Consider the following 19,521-nt stretch of genomic DNA (forward strand, 5'->3'; position numbering starts at 1 on the left):
ATTTGATTTATAAATTTAAATTTTATTTTTTAGATTTAAAATATTCTCGAACTCGTGGAGCTACTTCTTCGCCAAATAACCTTATAGCTTTCATTATATCTTCATGTGGCATAGATCCAAGTGGAAGATGCAACATAAATCTATCCAATCCTAATGTTTCTATCATATCAATAAGTTTATTCGCTACAGTCTCAGGACTTCCTACTAACATAGATCCGTCTGGCCCTACACTATTTAAATATTGTTCAAAAGTAAGTGGTCTCCAAAATGGTCTATCTTTCGAAATTGCATCCACTACTTGTTTTGTTGGATGGAAATATTTTTTAATAGCTTCCTCATCAGTTTCAGCTATGAATCCCCATGAATGTGAGGCAACTTTTAAACGATCATCACTATGACCTGCATTTCGTCCAATAGCTTTATAGTAATCTACTAGTCCTTTAAATCTTCTATACTCTCCACCAATTATAGCATACGCTATAGGCAAGCCTTTCTGAGCTATTTTTATTGTAGATTCTATGTTTCCACCAGTCGCTACCCAGATTGGAAAATCTTTTTGAACACTCCTTGGATATACTCCCTTATTTTCTACCTTCTGTGTATGTTTTCCTTCCCATGTTAACTTTTCATTAGCTTTTATTTTCTCCAACATTGCTAATTTTTCATCAAACAATTCCTCATAGTCTGCTAAGTCATAACCGAATAATGGGAATGATTCTGTAAAAGAACCTCGACCTACCATGACTTCTGCTCTACCATTAGAAATAGCATCGATAGTTGCATACTGTTGATAAACTCTTACAGGGTCCGATGATGAAAGTACTGTTACCGCAGAACTTAATCTTATATTCTTCGTAACAGCTGCTCCTGCTGCTAACAATATCTCAGGTGCTGAAACAGCAAAATCTTCTCTATGATGCTCACCAATTGCGTAAAGATCTAAACCAACTTCATCTGCAAGTTTCATCTCTTCTATCATATCTCTAATACGCTCATCATGCGTTGGTGTTATACCAGTTCCTTCTATTTCAGTTGTTTCACCAAATGTACTAATTCCTAACTCTATCATTTTTATCCTCCTAAATTATCTCAATTTCAAGATATTATTTTATAATAAAAGAAAATAATTTTTAATTAATTTTCTTTAGTATTTTTTTCAATGCATCTAATTCTTCTTCAGTTAAATCATCGAAAATCTTTTTTGTATTTATTTTATGAATAGGGAAAATATCATCCATTAAATTTTCTCCTATTTTAGTTAACTTAATGTAAGTTACTCTTTTATCCTTTTGACTAACCTTTCTATTAACATATCCTTTTTTTTCAAGGTTATCGACTACGTATGTAGCACTTCCACTAGCAAGTAATATTCTATCACGTATTTCTTGAATACTCTTCTCACCTTTACTATATAAAAATTCCATAACAGAAAATTCAGTCGCATTTATTGGATAATTCTTTAAAGTTTTCTTTAAATCACCTACTAATAAATTACTTGCTCTCATAATTCCAATAACTGCTTTAAACTCATTATTCATAAGGATTCTCCTATCTTATTTACACATATTCACACCGTAATTATCTCGAATATGAGATAATTATACTTCATTGACTTTTCATTGTCAAAGAAATAATATTAAAAAGAAGTGACTCGATAAAATCTTGTTTCTCCGAAATCACGATTTATCGAGTCACTCCTAACTAATTTAAGTTTTATTCCGCAAATTGACTTTGATATAATTCTGAATAGAAACCTTTTTGTTCTAATAATTCATCATGGTTACCTTGTTCAATAATATCTCCATCTTTTAATACTAATATTTTATCTGCATTTCTAATTGTTGACAGACGGTGAGCAATAACAAATGTAGTACGACCTTCCATAAGTTTATTCATAGCTTTTTGGATTAATACTTCTGTACGTGTATCTACACTCGAAGTTGCCTCGTCAAGAATTAATATAGGTTTATCAGCAAGAATTGCACGAGCTATAGTTAAAAGTTGCTTTTGACCTTGTGAAATATTTGAAGCATCTTCATTTAATTCCATATTGTAGCCACCCGGTAAAGTTTTAATAAAGTGGTGAATATGAGCTGCTTTAGCCGCTTCTATTACTTCTTCATCTGTAGCATCTAATCGACCATAACGAAGATTCTCCATTATCGTTCCTTTAAATAACCAAGTGTCTTGTAGTACCATTGTGAAGTAAGAACGCAATTCGGGTCTGTCAAGTTTAGAGATATCTTTTCCATCAATATAGATACTTCCTCCATTAATATCATAGAATCTCATAAGAAGTTTAATCATCGTTGTTTTACCTGCACCCGTAGGACCAACGATAGCAACCATCTCTCCTTTTTTAACATCACTAGTAAAGTTTTTAATAATTATTTGATCTTCTACATATCCAAATTTTACTTTATCGAATACTACATTACCCTCTTTATTAGTAACTGTTTCAAGAACTTCTGCATTTTCTTCATTTTTAGCATCTAAGAACTCAAATACTCTTTCACCTGCAGCTGCCATTTTTTGAATTTCTGACATAGACTGAGCTATTTGACCTATTGGTTGGGTAAAGTTTCTAATATATTGGATAAAAGCTTGAATATCCCCTACACCAATAGTTCCTTTAGAAACTAGTAATCCACCTGAGAATACAATACCTACATAACCAAGGTTTCCTACAAAGTTAATCACTGGGAACATTAGTCCTGAGAAGAAGTTTGCTTTCCATGATGATGTATATAATTGGTTATTTTTATCATTGAATTCTTTAACACTTTTTTCTTTATAGTTAAATGCTGCAATAATATTTTGGCCTGAGAAACTCTCTTCAACCTGTCCATTTACATCAGAAAGCATGTCTTGTTGACTTTTGAAATATTTTTGACTCCATTTTGTTATAGCTCCTAATAGTATTCCTGAAACAGGAATTAAAGCTAACGCAATTAGAGTCATTATAGGACTTATCGTAAACATCATTACCAACACCCCAAGTACCATTGCAGTATTGGAAATTATCTGAGTAAAACTTTGGTTTAGTGATTGTCCTAGCGTATCTACGTCATTAGTTACTCGTGATAAAGTCTCACCTACTGTACGTTGTTCAAAATAGCCAACAGGTAAAGTATTTATTTTTTTACTTATATCTTTACGAATATCGTATGTCATTTTTTGAGAAACATTACTCATCAGCCATCCTTGAATAAACATAAACAATGATGACAGTATGTATAAACCTAATACAGTAAGTAAAATTCCTGCTATTTTTTCAAAATTTATACTACCTTCATTACTAATTTTAGCAACTAATCCTTCGAATAATTCTGTAGTTGCATGTCCCATAATCTTAGGTCCTACAATACCAAATACTGTACTTGCTAATGCAAAGAATACTATCAAAATACTTGAAACTTTATACTGTGTAAACATCAATTTGATGATTCTTTTTAACGTTCCAGAAAAATTATTAGCTTTTTCTATTTTTTGATCTTTAGCCATGATGTTTACCTCCTTTTTGTAATTCTTCTTCGCTAAGTTGACTTTCTGCAATTTCTAAATATGTTGGACAAGTTTCAAGCAGCTCTTGGTGTTTTCCAACGCCCACTATCTTACCTTCATTCATTACGATAATTTTATCTGCATTTAAAATTGTTGCTATACGCTGAGCAACTATAATAGTAGTCACTCCAGACATTTCTTCTCTTAGAGTTTTTCTTAATTTCACGTCTGTTTTGTAATCTAATGCTGAGAAACTATCGTCAAAAAGAAGTATCTTAGGATTTTTTGCTAAGGCACGAGCAATTGAAAGACGTTGTTTTTGTCCTCCTGAAACATTCGATCCACCTTGTGAAATCTCACTATTAAATTTATCTTCTTTTTCATTAATAAACTCTAATGCTTGAGCAATTTCAGCGGCTTTTCTCATTTGTTCATCAGTAATATTTTCATCAGCAAATTTAATATTTGATTTAATATTACCACTGAATAAAACTCCTTTTTGAGGAACAAATCCTAAAATGTCTCTTAATTTATTTAAGCTTATATCTCGAATATTGACTCCGTCAATTGAGATTTCACCTTCACTAGCATCGAAATATCTAGGAATCAAATGAAGTAATGTAGATTTACCACTACCAGTACTTCCTATAATTGCAGTAGTTTTTCCAGCTTCCGCTTCAAAACTAATGTTACTAAGCACTGGACTATCAGCTCCATCAAATGTAAAGCTAACATTATCAAATTTAAGTGTGCCTTTTACATCTTGAAGTTTACTATCATCAATATTCTCACTATCCACAACTGTAACCTCTGTTTCCAGTACTTCATTAATACGACCAGCTGCGACTTCCGCACGAGGTAATTGCATCATTAAGAATGTAAAGAATAAGAATGACATTACTATTTGCATTGTATATGTTATAAACGCCATCATATCCCCAACTTGAATACTACCAGCATCTATATTTTTTCCACCAACCCAGATTATTAATAATGCAATACCATTCATAATTAGCATAATCATTGGCATAAGCGCTGATAAAGTTCTATTGATGAAAAGTTGCTCATTTTTTAAAACTGTATTTTCTTTATCGAATCTTTCTTCTTCATATTTTTCACGACCAAAAACACGAATTACAGAAATACCAGTTAATGCTTCACGAGTTACCAAGTTTACTCTATCAATTAGCTTTTGCATAATTTTAAATTTCGGCATTACTAAAAATGAAATTATTCCTAATGTTAAACCTAAGACACCTACACCTAATGCAATTATCCAAGTCATTCCAGTATCGGTTTGTGTAACTTTATAAACTCCGTAAACTGCCATCATCGGCGCATATATTGCGATAAATAACATCATATTTAAAGCATTTTGGATTTGTTGAATATCATTTGTACTTCTTGTAATTAATGAAGCAGTTGAAAATTTATCGATATCTTGTTTAGAAAATGATAATACCTTGTTATAAAGTTTTTCTCGTAAGTTATAAGCTATTTTCGAAGATATTCTACTCGCTATAAAGTTCGAAATAATACTTCCAATACCTGAAATAAATGTTACGATTATCATCATTATTCCAACTTCTTTTAGGTAATTTTTTCTAATCTCATTAGTATCAATTCCTACATTATTTCTATACTCTTCTTTAACATAACGAATACCAGCTTGTTTTGTTATCATATCAGCTGAACTTCCTAAGTCACTAATTGATTTATTTTTTTGTTCTATTAAACTATCTTTCTTGACTAGTCCTAGTTTGACACCTTCTGCAACCTTATCTAAATCTAAGTTTTCAGATTTTACACCAGATACAACAGTCATAGCGTTTTTAAATATATCATTTAGTTCGCTACGTTCTTGTTCACTTATACTATCAAGTTTATAAACATCACCATCTTTAGTGTATTTAGCCGTAACTTTTTTAATCTCATCATCAGTCATAAATAATTGTAACTCTTTAAATGATTTTTCACTTATTTTTTCTGGTACAGCATCTTGGATACCGCTTTGTTGAATACCTTTATCGACAATATTACTTGTATATGTCGGAAGCGCTAGCTCTGCTACAACACGAACGCCTAATATCGCAACTAAAAATATCATCGGCACCAAGAAACCTTTTAAATATTTAATTAGTTTCATTATTTTCCTCCTTATCAGATAATTCTTCTCTAAAAATCTCATTTACTCGAGATAATAATATATCAAACGCTTCTTTTTCCCTTACATCAAATTTATTCCAGATAGATTGGAACCATTCTTCATAAGCTTTTCTATGTGATTCTATACATTCGACTCCTTTTTCAGATAAACTAAGATATTTTTTCCTTTTATCTTTTTCATCCGTACTTTGAACAACAAAATCTTTTTCTAACAATTCACTTACAAGTGCTGTGACTCTAGGTTTTGTCACATGTAGTTCTTCCCCTAATTCCTGCATCGTAATTTTTTCTTTACAAGACAAAAATAACATTGCTTGAAATTCAGGTTTTCTATACGGTGCATCACTTTTCTTATGAAATCTTTTCATTATCAACCTAAATTCTTCCATCATATCCATTGCTTTATGATATGAAATTTCACTTTTACTCATTTGTACCCTCCTTCTATTTTAATCACTTAGTTCACAACGTTAACTAATTAGTTAACCACGTTAACTATTATATTTTATTTTAATCTTTAAGTCAATAGATAATTTAATTATTTCAATAAAAAAGATTAACCTAGAATTTTTCTAGATTAATCTTTTTTTCTATTTGCTAAATACCCATGCTTGAGCTAGGTTATTTTTAATATCATTTTCTGTGAAACCATTATAACTTGTAAGTTTAACATCATCGTCATTCGGATCATTTATATAGAATTTATCATCTTCGTAACCTCGAATAACTTTATATGTTACTCTATCACCAAATACACCTGATTTTAGTCTAACAAGTATAGGTTTATTGTCTTTCAGTGCATCTTCCAAGTTTTCTACTAATTTATCAGTTTCAACACGTTCAACTTTTAGATTATATTTTTCAGCGAAAGCTGTAATAATCGTAGGTTGAGTCCCTTGATTTCTGATGTAGTATTTATTACCTGCCCAAGAAGCAAGTTCTTCCACAGTTGCTTCATCTTTACCGATATATTTTGCAATCATCGCTAGCGAAACAATAGCATCACCATTATCTTCAATCGTTTTCTTACCATCAAGACCATACGCTATATTTTTATATGCATCTTGTTTCATATAATACATAGGCACAGAAAGTCCTTTTTGTGGTAAATTAAGTAACTGTTCTTTTCGTTTTGCATTATAATTATCGATATTGATTAAATAGTATAAATACCCTTCAACACCATCTTTTAAAGATTCTATGAATTGTTTATTGGCAATCTCATCATTTAGTAAGTCAGCATCAATTTTATTTCCGATATTACCAGAAATCAGCTTAACTTGTGGAAGTTTATCGCTTAGTTGCGCAAAAGTTGACTGTTTTTCTGATGATGATACTCTTGAAATATAATGTTCTGAAAGATTCTTTTCGATACTTCTAGCAACTATAGCTGATTCTTGCGTTAAGTAATAAACCTTCACACCAAAAACATCTTTATTACTATCATTATTGGTATCAATATCTACTAACATTTCCACTGAGTTTTCAGCGGCAAGTTTTGCGATTTCTTCTTTTGTAGGATAAGTTTCATCACTTTCCCTTGTAAGTATTGCTTTTACTCCATCTTTTTCTAATATCTCTTTTAGCTGTTTAGCTGTTTTCAAATTATAAGATTTAGAAGATACTCCTTTATAATCAGAACTATCATCTTGTTTTATAATTGGATTCAATAATACTGAATATGAAGCTAACTTTTCCTTATTTTGATCTTCTGGACTTTTCTGACCACTTCCCAAAATACTCCATCCCGGTATCCAGCCAACAAAACTATCCTTCGTTTTTACTTCATACCAAGTATCTGATTTACTTAACATTTCTACATTATCACCAGCTGTTACCTTTTTTAATGTAGGATAAGTATCGTCAGGCCCAGTTCTAAGTTCAATCTCTTTCGAAATAGTAATATTGTTTTCAGATTCAGCGGATAAGCTCATCTTTTCTCCAATATACGTAACTACTCCACCTACAACTAACACTAATAAAAGTACAGATATTAAAAATAATACTCCATTCTTGTTTCTTCTTTTTATTCTCATATTAATTTCCTGTTGATAGTTTTTCGTAAACAATAGTAACAGGACCATCATTAACTATGTTCACTTCCATCATAGTCTGAAAAATTCCAGTTTCTACCGTTACTCCTTCTTCTCTTAAAAATTTATTAAATTTTTCATATAATTCATTAGCTTTTTCTGCTCCAGCAGCATTCGTAAAACTAGGTCTATTGCCTTTTTTCGTGTCAGCATATAAGGTGAACTGCGAAACTGATAAAATACTCCCATCAACATCTTTAAGACTCAGGTTTATTTTGTCATTTTCATCTTCAAATAAACGAGCTTGCGCAACTTTTTTAGCTAAGTATTTCGCATCTTCCTCTGTAGATTCTTTATGCACTCCTACTAAAAGACAGTATCCTTTATCTATACTTCCCACAATTTTATTATCAACACTAACACTAGCTTTTTTTACCTTTTGTAATATGATTTTCATACATTCACCTATTTTACTATTCTTTCTACGCTGTATACGTCTTGAATTTGTCGTAATTTTTTAATCATATAATCACATTCATTAACATTTTTCACATATATTCCTATCGTAATAACGCATGTCTTATCAGCTTTAGATTCAGAATTAAGTTTTTTAATCTCAACTCTACTTTCACTCAATGTTAATAGAACGTTTTGCAATAACAGTTCTCTATCAAAAGCATGAATTTGTAGTGTAACGCTGTAGCGACGAGCATTTAGACTTTCAACCCATTCAACATCCAATAATCTTGCATTATCTTCTTCACTTAAGTTAGGACAATTATTTCTATGAACTGTAACACCACGACCTTTTGTTATAAAACCTACAATATCATCTCCTGGAATCGGCTGACAACATTTAGATAATCTTACAAGGATATTATCTACTCCTTTTACATAAACCCCTGTTTCAGTTACTATTTTTTTAGTTTCTTCTGCATTGAAAAGTTTCTCAATTTTTGCTTGAGTCATCTTTTCTTTTCTAATTTTTTCTGTTAATCTTGCAAAAACTTTATTCGCTGTAATTCCTCCATATCCTATGGCAACATACATTTCTTCAAGATTAGCAAATTTATATTTATTTAAAGCAATTGCAATATTTTCTTCTGTAAGAACTTCATCAATATCAAAGTTATTAGCTTTAATCTCATCTTTTAACAAGATTTCACCTTTAACTAGATTTTCTTCACGCGCTGCTTTTTTAAAGAATGCTTTAATTTTCGATTTAGTTTGTGATGATGTAGCTATTTCTAGCCATGAACGTTTTGGTCCTGTAGAGTTTTTACTAGTACGAATATCACAAATTTCACCAGTTGATAACACATAATCGAATGGTTCTATTTTATCATTTACAGTAGCTCCTACCATCTTATTACCAACTTCTGAGTGAATTGCATATGCAAAGTCAACAATACATGAACCTTTTGGTAATTCTATAATATCACTATTTGGCGTAAACACATAGATTTTATCACTTAATAAGTCTACTTTCAATGATTCCATAAAGCTTTCGGCAGTTGCTTCAGTTTCATCATTTTCTGCAATTTTTTGGAACCAATTTAATTTTTCATAAAAGTTATTATTCTTATTAACCTTCTTACCTTCTTTATATGCCCAGTGTGCAGCAATCCCTTTCTCGGCAATTTCATGCATTTCATAAGTCCTAATTTGAACTTCTAAAGTTTGTCCATCAGGTGCAATTACCGTAGTATGAAGCGATTGATACATATTCGGTTTTGGCATTGCGATGTAGTCTTTAATTCTTCCTGGAATTGGAACCCAAAGATTATTTACAAGTCCTAGCGTTGCATAACAGTCAGCTACACTGTCTACTAAAACACGCACCGCAAGGAGATCATATATTTGGTCAAAAGTTTTATTTTGTTTAACCATTTTTTTATAAATACTATAAATATGTTTTGGTCTTCCAGTAACCTGTGCTTTTATATTATTATCAGCTAAAATTGATGTTATACTAGAGCATGCATCTTTTATACTCTCTTCCCTTGCACTTCTCTTCTGTTTCATCATCCCTACTATTGAAAAATATTGTGATGGATGTAAATATCTAAGAGAGGTGTCTTCTAGTTCCCATTTTACTGAACTTATCCCCAATCTATGAGCTAACGGTGCATAAATTTCAAGTGTTTCACTAGAAATTTCACGTTGTTTTTCCTCACGCATATACTTCATAGTTCTCATATTATGAAGTCTATCAGCAAGTTTTACAAAAATAACTCGTAAATCTTTCGCTATCGATACAAAAAGTTTTCTATGATTTTCTGCTTGTGATTGTTTTTTAGAACGGAATTTTACTTTATCTAGTTTTGTAACTCCATCTACTATTACCGCTATATCTTCACCGAATGTTTCTTTAATATCATCAAACGTATACTTAGTATCTTCCACAACATCATGCAGGAAACCAGCACAAATCGTTGCATAATCTAATTTAAGCTCAGTTAAAATTCCTGCAACTTGAACTGGGTGTAATATATATGGTTCCCCTGATTTTCTAAATTGTCCTTCGTGAGCAACTTTTGCAAATTCATAAGCGTTTCTTACAATTTTAATTTGCTCCTCTGATAAATATTTACTCGCCATATCTTCTACATTTTGATAACTATATGGGTATTCAAGATTCACAGAAATTCCTCCTCTTTCTAAATTTAATCTACCCTTCATTTTACCATAAAATCGAGAAAATTTCCTGTAATTCAACTATAATATTTCAAATTTTAAGTATTTATATCAAATCTTCACTACCTATAAATTTAAAATTCAAACTACTTCTACATCTTTATTTATAGGTTCATCAAAAAAGTGCTTATCCAAAAGTCCTAAAATGTAACAAAGTTCATATGATAACTCATAGACGCAGTGGTTTATTGATATCTAAATTCGCTTTATTAAAGCTTTTTAGATATCTAATAAACTGTGCGGGGATGACTCAACAAAATCTTGTTTCTCCTAAATCACGATTTTTGAGTCACTCCCAAAAAATCCTAGTTCGAATTCGAACTAGGATTAAATTTTTTATTATTTTACATCTACATCTTGAGATAAGTCAACTTTATCTAAAGGTATCATTTTTGTTTTATATCTAATTTTGTGATATAGATAGAAGAATAAGAAGATTGGAACTCCCATGTATGTTGTTAACATTCCACTCCAGTTAACCACTCCTTTAGTAATAAGCTCTGTGTCTTGACCGATAATAACGATGATACATAATACTAAAGCGATAATTGGACCTACTGGGAACCATTTTGCTCTATATTTAAGGTCATTTAAATCTCTACCTTGAGCAATAAATGCTCTTCTGAATCTATAGTGACTTAATGCAATACCTAACCATGCGATAAATCCTGTTAATCCACTCGCTGCTACGATATAAGTATAAGCATTAGCATTTGTAAGTTGGATTAAGAAGATTAAGAATACTACTACAGCAGTTGCGATTAATGAGATAACTGGTGTTCCGTATTTTGTTACACGTCCAAATATTGGATAAGCTAATTTTTCTTTACTCATAGCATAAAGCATTCTTGTTGATGCATACATACCAGAGTTACCAGCTGATAGGATTGATGTTAAGATTACTGCGTTCATTACACTTGCTGCTAAAGCAAATCCTGCATTTTTGAAGACAATTGTAAATGGTGATTTAGCAATTTCTTCAGCACTTGCAGCTCCTAATAAATCTGGTGAAGTATAAGGAATTAATAATCCGATTACTAAGATAGCTAGCACGTAGAAAATTAAAATTCTCCAGAATACTTGTTTTACAGCTTTTGGAATACTTTTCTCTGGGTTTTCACTTTCTCCAGCTGTAATACCGATTAACTCAGTACCTTGGAATGAATATCCAGCGATTAAGAATACTCCAAGAGTTGCAAGGATTTGTCCTGATAATGAAGAATCTTCACCGATAAATGGTGCATCACCGATTGTTAAGTTTTTGAATCCAATGTATTCACCACCTAAAATACCAAAGATAGTTAGGCATCCTACTACTAAGAAGATAATAACTACCACTACTTTAATAAGTGCAAACCAATATTCACTTTCACCATAAACTTTAACACTTAGTGAGTTTAAAGCGATAATAATAACTAGGAATAATAAGCTCCAAGCCCAGTGAGGAAGTACTCGCATAGGCTCCCAGTAACTAATAGCTAATGCAGATAATTCTACGTCAGCTGCTACTGTAATTACCCAGTTAAACCAATAGTTCCATCCTAAAGCAAATCCTAATGAAGGATCCACATAACGTGTAGCATATGTACTAAATGACCCTGATGTAGGAAGATATGTTGCCATTTCCCCTAATGATGTCATTAAGAAATATACCATAAGCCCGATACATAGATACGCTACAATAGCTCCCCCAGGTCCCGCACTTTGAATTGCTTGACCACTTGTCATGAATAATCCACTACCAATACATCCTCCGATAGCAATCATACTAATATGACGTGATCGTAAATTTCTTTTTACTTCTGTTGCATTATTGTTATTGCTGTTGTTTGTCATAATAAAAACCTCCTTGATAAAAATAAAAAAGCATAACCTTCTACCATATTTGCACGGAGTTATACTTCACATTATCTCTCCAAAACAAGATATTAGTAGCGCAACATAGCCTCACGACTATGACAGTTCTATACTTAGTTCAGTATAGCCCCAACAATATTAACATAGGATTAATATTGTTTCGGCGACGTTTCCTTTCAAGTAATATCATCAAGTCCTACACTTTCAATTACCTTACTGATAAAAATCGCAACCTCTACCTCACTTACTTTGTGAGGTACATATTCAATTAACTGTTTATTAGTATAATATACTTTTTTATAGTTGTCAATAAAAATTTTAATTTTTCTAAAAATTCACTTGAATTATTGGGAGTGACTCAAAAATCGTGATTTCGTAGAAATCAATTTTGTCGAGTCACCCCTACAAAGTTTATTAGATATCTAAAAAGCTTTTATAAAACGAATTTAGATATCAATAAACCTCTGCGTCTATGAGTTTTTATATAAACCATGTTAAAATTTAGGACTTTTTACTCAGTCCACTTGATTTTATAATACTGACAAGAAATATTTTCTTTTATCAATTAGATAAGCAATAATTAATCAGTCTTCTCTTTTTCTTCTTTTCTTTTTTTCAATAGTTTATAGTTTGTTATTATTCCTATTAGCATTAAAATTTCTAGTATACTTAATAGAATCTTCATCATATCTCTCCCCCTTAAATACATAGAAAGTCAGAATATCAATTTATATTAACTAATATCTTTCACAAATTGCCCCTTGGCGATATTCTTCTAATAAAATTTTTAGTAATTCAATTTGTTTTTTTATTCTTGCACCGCTATCTGTGTCAGCTACTTTTTTTCGACATAATTTATCTACAACTCTCTTAGTTGAAATAATATCTGTCTCGTTTTTGATTGACTCTTCTTTACTTTGGAATATATCATGACTCATTATTTGTAAACCATAAGAATTATAAGTCAAAGTATAACCACCATGACCTGTTGTTTTATGATAAGCTCTAGACATTCCACCATCAATAACAATCGTTCTACCATTAGCTTTTATTGGATTTTCTCCCTTTGTTTCCTTAACAGGAGTATGCCCATTTATAATGTGACCTTCACTAGTTAAACCAAACTCATTTAATAACTTAATGCAAAACTCTTCATCATCTCTAAGTTTATAATACGCATTTTTTACTTCTTCATGAGTAGATTTATCCTCTATAAAATATCTTTCGAACGTTGTCATATCACATTTACCAAATAATGGAGAATATCTTCCTTGCCATAAGTAAAAGAACAACCCATTATCTTCTCTACAACCACAATAAAATATGCTACGAATTTTTTTATCGAAAAAGTCTAGTAGCTTCTTACCTGCATATTTCTTTCCTCCATAAGAAAATTCCTGGAAGTTTCCATCCTCATCGACTGGCATACAACCATGAAGAAGTAGATTCCCATTATAGCAGCAATACATGCCACCTTTATTAATAAATAATTCAACATGTTTTTTTAATTTTTCACTTGCTATAAATGATTCTTTTAATCTATTAATAATCTTTTCTTCTTCATCCGTTAATAAATATGGATTTTCTTTATCAACTGTTGGGAAATTACATGACGTTAATGGATATTCTTTACCATAAATTTTTACAGTTTCTTTTTCAAAGTCAATTTTATCTAATAATGCTCTTGATTCCAAATCAAACTCAGGATGTTTATCAATAATCTGTTTTTCTAATTTGAATTGAATTATTGCCATAGCCTTATGCATTCTAGCTATCTGCATAATTTCATGCTCACTATATTTTAACTCATCATCTTTAGAAAGCTTTGGTAGAAATTCTTTACAGTCATCATCTTTATAATACTTTTCACTAAAGTTTAATAAATTTCTAATAGGAATTCCATATCTATCTTCTATAATATCTAAGTTATCATATCTTGCACATATTCTGATTACATTTGCTAATGATATTCTATCTCCAAGATAAGCACCTATCCATAACATATCATGATTTCCCCATTGAATATCTACAGAATGATAATCTAATAGTCTATCCATTATTTTATCCGGAAAAGGACCTCTATCATAAATATCCCCAACTATATGCAAGTGATCGATTGTTAACTTATGAATACTTAATGATAATTCAATGATAAACTTATCACCCGCACCTAATTCAATGATATTCTCAAGAATTTTATCATAATAATCACTCTTATCACTACTTTGCATTTTATAAAGTAACTCATCAATAATATACTTAAAATCTTTTGGTAAAATTTTTCTAACTTTTGATCTCGTGTACTTTCTTGCTGCTACTTGCGTTACCTCTAATAGACGAAGAAGGGTAATCTTTTGAAACTCTTTATAATCACATATATCATATTCTTTTCTTATAAGACTTAGTTTTTCTTCTGGATAATAAATAATAGTAGCTAAAAGATTTAAATCTTTTCTAGGAAGTCTATTACCAAACACTTCTTTAAGTTTTTCTTTAATAATACCCGAACCATTTCTTAAAATATGATCAAATGCTTCATATTCTCCATGAATATCACTTAAAAAATGTTCTGTCCCCTTAGGAAGCGTTAATATAGCCTCTAAATTAATTATTTCCTTAGTTGTTTCATCTATACTCTGAAAGTTTTCTGCTAATAATTCTAAATGTTCCTTAGATATTTTCATGCCATTCTCCTTTTATAATTTTCATTTAAATCTTAACACACTTCTTTTAGTAATTCAAGAAATGTACACGTTATCAAACTAACTTAAACAGATTACCACACACTATTCTCTGGGGAAAAATAAAAGAAATACGGGAGTGCTCAAAAATCGCAATTTTCAAGTCACTCCCGCAAAGTTTATTAGACATCTAAAAAGCTTTTATAAAGCAAATTTAGATATCAATAAACCACTGCGTCTATGAGTTCTCATATACACTTTGTTAAAATTTAGGACTTTTGGGACAGTCCTACTTTACTATAAATTTATTTTAACTTTCCTACGAATCTTTCCATCTCTTTCATTTCTTCAAGAGTATCAGCAACAAGAACATACATTGTATTACCTTGTAATTCAGCAAAAGCTTCAGGCATTCTTAAAACAGCTTTTAATTTATCTTGATATTTATTTCTAATATCTTCATCTGAATATACATAATCTTTATAATCACGACGTGTTGAAGCTAATCCATATTTTTCATCAATATTTAATCCATTGAATGTTCCATTAGCAACTTCAGCATAAACTCTAAAATAATCTGTTGAATGTGCAAAGTTATATACGTCTACTGCAAAAGCTCCCGCTGGACGGTTATTATACTCGATTGCTATATAATCATCTTTAGTTTTGAAAAATTCAATATGGAAGAATCTTTCTTTCATACCAAATGCTTTTACTGCATTTTTACCATATTCTACTAATTTTGGATCTAAATCCTTATCGATATAATAAACCCAATCTAGCGTATTATTATTCAATAAATCTAATGGAGTGTGATAGTATACAATACTTGTATAAAATACAATATTCCCTTTAGCATCTACTAATCCATCAAAAGTTACAATATCAGAATTATCAACGAAAGGTTCTAAGAAATAACGTGTTGTACCATCCCATTCTTTTTTGAAGTTTTCTACATCTTTCTTATCTTTAAGTTTATAAGTTGCTGATGCTCCTACTCCATTATCTGGCTTAGCTATTAACGGTAATTTTAATTTCTTCACACCTTTTTCGATATCGCCTTCTTTTTTCACTAAGAAACCTGGTACTACAGGAACTCCTGCTTTTTCGAAGTATTTTTTCATCTCTGATTTATGTTTTGTCTTTTTAAGATCGTGCTCTTTTAAACCGAACACATTAAATTGTGTACGTAAAGCTGCATCTAATTCCATCCAGTGCTCATTTTGTGATTCTATTCTATCAATGTGCCCATGTTTGTGATATAAGAATGCAACAGCACGTTTTACTTCATCAACATCATCAAGACTATTTACTCTAAAATACTCAGTTAATGCTTCTTTAAGTCTTTGATCTAACTGTTCGTATGGCTCTTCACCGATTCCAAGTACATTAATACCTTGATTTTTTAACTCAATAGAAAATTTTTGAAAATTGTGTGGGTAATATGGTGATATAACTATGTAATTCATAAATCTTTGTCTCCTCTTAACTTTATTATAAATTTAACTTATCTAAAAAGTATGGCATTTGAATTCTCCACCAAGGCCAGTCATGAGCAACATCTTCGCCCCAAACATCAAACCATGCTGAAATATTCTTTTCTTCAAATGCTCTTTTCAAACTGTAAAATGATGGTAATCCATCTTGTTCCCATGGACCTAGCCCTGTGCATACAATAATATCAGCGTTTCTATAGTGGTCAATAAACCACCCATCATTTTGATTCCAAATATTATCACTAGGTGAATTTCTATATATTAACTCATCATTTCCATATTCACCTACGAAAAATCTAGCATCATAAACTCCACTAAGTGAAATTACTTTTCCAAATACGTCCGGATGTTGTAGGAAAATATTAAACGAGTGATATCCTCCCATACTGCAACCAGTAGCCATCATTTGTCCAAACCAACCTGTTTTATGTTTAATAAATGGAATAGCTTCTTCAATAACATACTTTTCATACTGTGTATGAGCTAACGCTCTGTCATGACCATTTTTCCAGTCACATAACCACGATTCACTATCGATACTAGATAATGTGAAAAATTGTACTTTTCCTTCATTTATAAAACTTTCACAAGCATGAATCATTCCAAAATCATAATACTCATTGTGTGTTCCACCCGATGACGGAAACACAACAATCGGTAATCCCGCATGACCATACCTATTAAGAACCATTTCTCTTCCTAAATTTCCACTATAATGACTTAAATTCTCTATATTCAATCTAAAAACCTCCATTTTCTAAAAACATTATTACCAGTTTTCACTTATAAACCTTAAACACTCTGGTAAATATTTAGCCCAACACTCCTCACTGTGTTCACCATTAGCTACAACATTTAATTTCAACTCACTTGTAGATAAACCAGCATCAATTAGCTGACGATAATAATCTAAACTTGCATCAATATATAACTGTTTTAAGTTACCATTTGCCAATTGCTTATCTGTATCATCTCCCTCGTTCGTTCCAACTTCGATATACACTCTTTGATCTGAGACCTTATGTTTTGAAATAAATCTATCAAATTCCCGTTTATTCAACCAATTTGCAGATGAAAATACCCCAAGACATCCTACGACATCTTTATGTTCTAAACCAATATATTGCGATATATTAGCCCCTAAAGAACTACCAATCATCGCCGTATATTCACGTTGTGGTTTAGTTCGATAAGTACTATCTATAAATGGTTTAACTACATTTACAAAGAAATCAGCATACTCAGAACCTAATCCACCTAATGTCAGACCAAAATTTAATATCGGTAAACTTGAAAACTTCCAAGGTGCATATTCATTCATTCTTCCCTCATTATCATTATCAATTCCAACTATTATCATTTTTGGCATATCAGGATTTCTCTTAATCGCTGGTATAACTTTCCACGAGTGTCCGCTAAACGATTCGCCACTATAAAAAACATTTTGTCCATCATTCATATACACTACAGGATAGTGTTTATGTTCATCTTGAGCATAACCTTTTGGTAAAAGTACTCTTATACGACGATTTTTTCCCGTATATGGAACTTTTAACTCATGCTCTTTCATTTCTAAATAAAAATACGCATCTCTATTCATTAATATTTTCCTTTTAAATTATTATAGCTATAATTCTACCTTATTTCTCTTATAAAATCAATTAATTGAGTGTAATTTTTCATGATTTTTCTGAAAACTAATTTTAATTGATTATTTATATACTAGTGTAATGTTCATATTTAACATAATATAAAAAAACGAACTACCACATGGTAATCCGTTCCTATATACTAAAATTCACTATATACATATTCTTGGACATTCGAAAAATCAGTCACAAAACAATATATTATTATTCCCATTATTACTGCATAAAAGAATAATATCCATAGTGTTAGTCTTTGTTTATAGCTTAATTTACTTTTTAAGTTTGTAAAGATCTCTTTCAAAATCAATCCATCCTCTCCAACCTACATGCATTGCATCATACATATAATAGTCTTCATATTCTTTACTTGAATAATCCATTACTTCTATGTTATTCTTTTTGGCAATTTCTTTTAATTTATTATAGGCAACTTGTCTTTTCTCACTACCTATTCCAGTATAATCACTCCACTTCCCGTGAGCAGGAAGAATAGCAAACTTAATATTTAAATCCAAATCCTTTACGATAGATAATAGTATGTCTAAATCCTCATATTCCTCAGAATCATCATATTTTGTATTCTTTGAAATATTTTTTAACTGATCGTACTTAGCTCTTATATATTTATCATAGTACGTATTGTCAATCTGATAATCATTATTATTAGTTCGGTCTTTAGCTTCTTCGATTACCTGTTTATCTAATTCTTCCCAATTATAATTTGGAGTATTTTCACCACTAACTGGATAATTTTCTTTACCTTTATTTTTATAAAAATTCAATTTAGTTTTTAAAACATAAAAATAATTATCTAATTTTATAAATTCTTCTGTAAATTTATTTCCTTTTCCATTCAAGAAGTATCGTTTATAACTCTTATATTTTTTGTTTAATTCTTTGTTAGAAGCTGAAAGTTCTATAACTCTATTTATAAACCTTTCTTTTGTTTGATAGCTTATTTTATCATTTCTCATAGTATTGTAAACATGCTCACTAGAAATTCTAGATAGAAATGCATCCTTTAAAATACCATTCTTATTATCAAACCACTGAATAGATTGAATCATTACTATCTCATTATTCCTCACATCATTACCTATAGAACCTATAGTTGCTGCATGAATAATGTTTTGAGAATTTCCTACCCCTACTTGCATAATATTAAAATCTTCATAATTAAATATTTTCTTAGGATGATAATTTTCATTAATCGTTGTAGTTAACTCTGAAGACCCCAAAAGTAAAAGTGTTCTCGGAGTCATATTTTCGACTATTATATCCCTACTTTTGTACTTTTCAAAAGAGGTACTGTATCTAACGCTATTATCATTGACTTTATAATAAGTTTCAATCTTCTTTAGAAGGGTCATGTCTAAAATTACAAGTGTAATTAATACCAATACTATTGATATTAAAAATGCTTTTAATCTTATCATGA

Annotated in this window: 14 protein-coding genes and 1 riboswitch; all 14 genes read right to left on the reverse strand. The window is 30.7% G+C overall.

Annotated features, from left to right (window positions below; genetic code table 11):
- Positions 1-22: 22 nt before the first annotated feature.
- The gene (locus ACO6OL_RS03840; protein ID WP_485502192.1) at positions 23-1,069 is read right to left on the reverse strand and encodes an LLM class flavin-dependent oxidoreductase; all 1,047 of its coding nucleotides are present in this window, start codon (positions 1,067-1,069) and stop codon (positions 23-25) included.
- Positions 1,070-1,130: 61 nt separating this feature from the next.
- Entirely contained in the window at positions 1,131-1,538 is a 408-nt protein-coding gene (locus ACO6OL_RS03845) for a MarR family winged helix-turn-helix transcriptional regulator (protein WP_485502193.1), read from the reverse strand.
- Positions 1,539-1,713: 175 nt separating this feature from the next.
- On the reverse strand, positions 1,714-3,504 hold the full coding sequence (locus ACO6OL_RS03850; RefSeq protein ID WP_485502194.1) for an ABC transporter ATP-binding protein: 1,791 nt from the start codon (positions 3,502-3,504) through the stop codon (positions 1,714-1,716).
- Complete coding sequence (locus ACO6OL_RS03855) at positions 3,497-5,650, reverse strand: ABC transporter ATP-binding protein (protein ID WP_485502195.1); 2,154 nt, start codon at positions 5,648-5,650, stop codon at positions 3,497-3,499. Before ACO6OL_RS03855 ends, ACO6OL_RS03850 begins: the two co-directional genes overlap by 8 nt.
- Positions 5,637-6,101, reverse strand: a complete 465-nt coding sequence (locus ACO6OL_RS03860) for a MarR family winged helix-turn-helix transcriptional regulator (RefSeq protein ID WP_485502196.1) — start codon at positions 6,099-6,101, stop codon at positions 5,637-5,639. The genes ACO6OL_RS03855 and ACO6OL_RS03860 overlap by 14 nt, the downstream gene beginning before the upstream one ends.
- Positions 6,102-6,260: 159 nt before the next feature.
- Entirely contained in the window at positions 6,261-7,706 is a 1,446-nt protein-coding gene (locus ACO6OL_RS03865; RefSeq protein ID WP_314160933.1) for an N-acetylmuramoyl-L-alanine amidase, read from the reverse strand.
- A 1-nt stretch (position 7,707) separates the two neighbouring features.
- A complete protein-coding gene (dtd, locus tag ACO6OL_RS03870) occupies positions 7,708-8,160 on the reverse strand; it encodes a D-aminoacyl-tRNA deacylase (protein WP_314160932.1) in 453 nt (150 codons plus the stop codon).
- 8 nt (positions 8,161-8,168) lie between these two features.
- A complete protein-coding gene (locus ACO6OL_RS03875) occupies positions 8,169-10,346 on the reverse strand; it encodes a RelA/SpoT family protein (RefSeq protein ID WP_485502197.1) in 2,178 nt (725 codons plus the stop codon).
- Positions 10,347-10,739: 393 nt separating this feature from the next.
- Positions 10,740-12,236, reverse strand: coding sequence for an amino acid permease (locus ACO6OL_RS03880; RefSeq protein ID WP_485502198.1), 1,497 nt, complete (start codon positions 12,234-12,236; stop codon positions 10,740-10,742).
- 88 nt (positions 12,237-12,324) lie between these two features.
- A riboswitch (Lysine riboswitch) is annotated at positions 12,325-12,503 on the reverse strand.
- Positions 12,504-12,994: 491 nt separating this feature from the next.
- Positions 12,995-14,941, reverse strand: a complete 1,947-nt coding sequence (locus tag ACO6OL_RS03885; RefSeq protein ID WP_485502199.1) for a fructose-bisphosphatase class III — start codon at positions 14,939-14,941, stop codon at positions 12,995-12,997.
- 302 nt (positions 14,942-15,243) lie between these two features.
- Positions 15,244-16,407 carry an ATP-grasp domain-containing protein gene (locus tag ACO6OL_RS03890; RefSeq protein ID WP_485502200.1) on the reverse strand — a complete coding sequence of 388 codons (1,164 nt, stop codon included), beginning with the start codon at positions 16,405-16,407 and terminating at the stop codon, positions 15,244-15,246.
- A gap of 25 nt (positions 16,408-16,432) precedes the next feature.
- On the reverse strand, positions 16,433-17,173 hold the full coding sequence (locus ACO6OL_RS03895; RefSeq protein ID WP_485502201.1) for an esterase family protein: 741 nt from the start codon (positions 17,171-17,173) through the stop codon (positions 16,433-16,435).
- Between the two features lie 30 nt (positions 17,174-17,203).
- Positions 17,204-18,034, reverse strand: coding sequence for an alpha/beta hydrolase (locus ACO6OL_RS03900; protein ID WP_485502202.1), 831 nt, complete (start codon positions 18,032-18,034; stop codon positions 17,204-17,206).
- 318 nt (positions 18,035-18,352) lie between these two features.
- Entirely contained in the window at positions 18,353-19,519 is a 1,167-nt protein-coding gene (gene dltD / locus ACO6OL_RS03905; protein ID WP_485502203.1) for a D-alanyl-lipoteichoic acid biosynthesis protein DltD, read from the reverse strand.
- Positions 19,520-19,521 lie beyond the last annotated feature (2 nt).

The organism is Gemella sp. (assembly GCF_057272915.1).

Excerpts from the sequence above, each read along its gene's own strand:
- ACO6OL_RS03890 (WP_485502200.1), bottom strand. The coding sequence starts at position 16,407 with ATGAATTACATAGTTATATCACCATATTACCCACACAATTTTCAAAAA.
- dtd (WP_314160932.1), bottom strand. The coding sequence starts at position 8,160 with ATGAAAATCATATTACAAAAGGTAAAAAAAGCTAGTGTTAGTGTTGAT.
- ACO6OL_RS03885 (WP_485502199.1), bottom strand. The coding sequence starts at position 14,941 with ATGAAAATATCTAAGGAACATTTAGAATTATTAGCAGAAAACTTTCAG.
- ACO6OL_RS03880 (WP_485502198.1), bottom strand. The coding sequence starts at position 12,236 with ATGACAAACAACAGCAATAACAATAATGCAACAGAAGTAAAAAGAAAT.
- ACO6OL_RS03850 (WP_485502194.1), bottom strand. The coding sequence starts at position 3,504 with ATGGCTAAAGATCAAAAAATAGAAAAAGCTAATAATTTTTCTGGAACG.
- dltD (WP_485502203.1), bottom strand. The coding sequence starts at position 19,519 with ATGATAAGATTAAAAGCATTTTTAATATCAATAGTATTGGTATTAATT.
- ACO6OL_RS03855 (WP_485502195.1), bottom strand. The coding sequence starts at position 5,650 with ATGAAACTAATTAAATATTTAAAAGGTTTCTTGGTGCCGATGATATTT.
- ACO6OL_RS03900 (WP_485502202.1), bottom strand. The coding sequence starts at position 18,034 with ATGAATAGAGATGCGTATTTTTATTTAGAAATGAAAGAGCATGAGTTA.
- ACO6OL_RS03845 (WP_485502193.1), bottom strand. The coding sequence starts at position 1,538 with ATGAATAATGAGTTTAAAGCAGTTATTGGAATTATGAGAGCAAGTAAT.
- ACO6OL_RS03865 (WP_314160933.1), bottom strand. The coding sequence starts at position 7,706 with ATGAGAATAAAAAGAAGAAACAAGAATGGAGTATTATTTTTAATATCT.
- ACO6OL_RS03840 (WP_485502192.1), bottom strand. The coding sequence starts at position 1,069 with ATGATAGAGTTAGGAATTAGTACATTTGGTGAAACAACTGAAATAGAA.
- ACO6OL_RS03860 (WP_485502196.1), bottom strand. The coding sequence starts at position 6,101 with ATGAGTAAAAGTGAAATTTCATATCATAAAGCAATGGATATGATGGAA.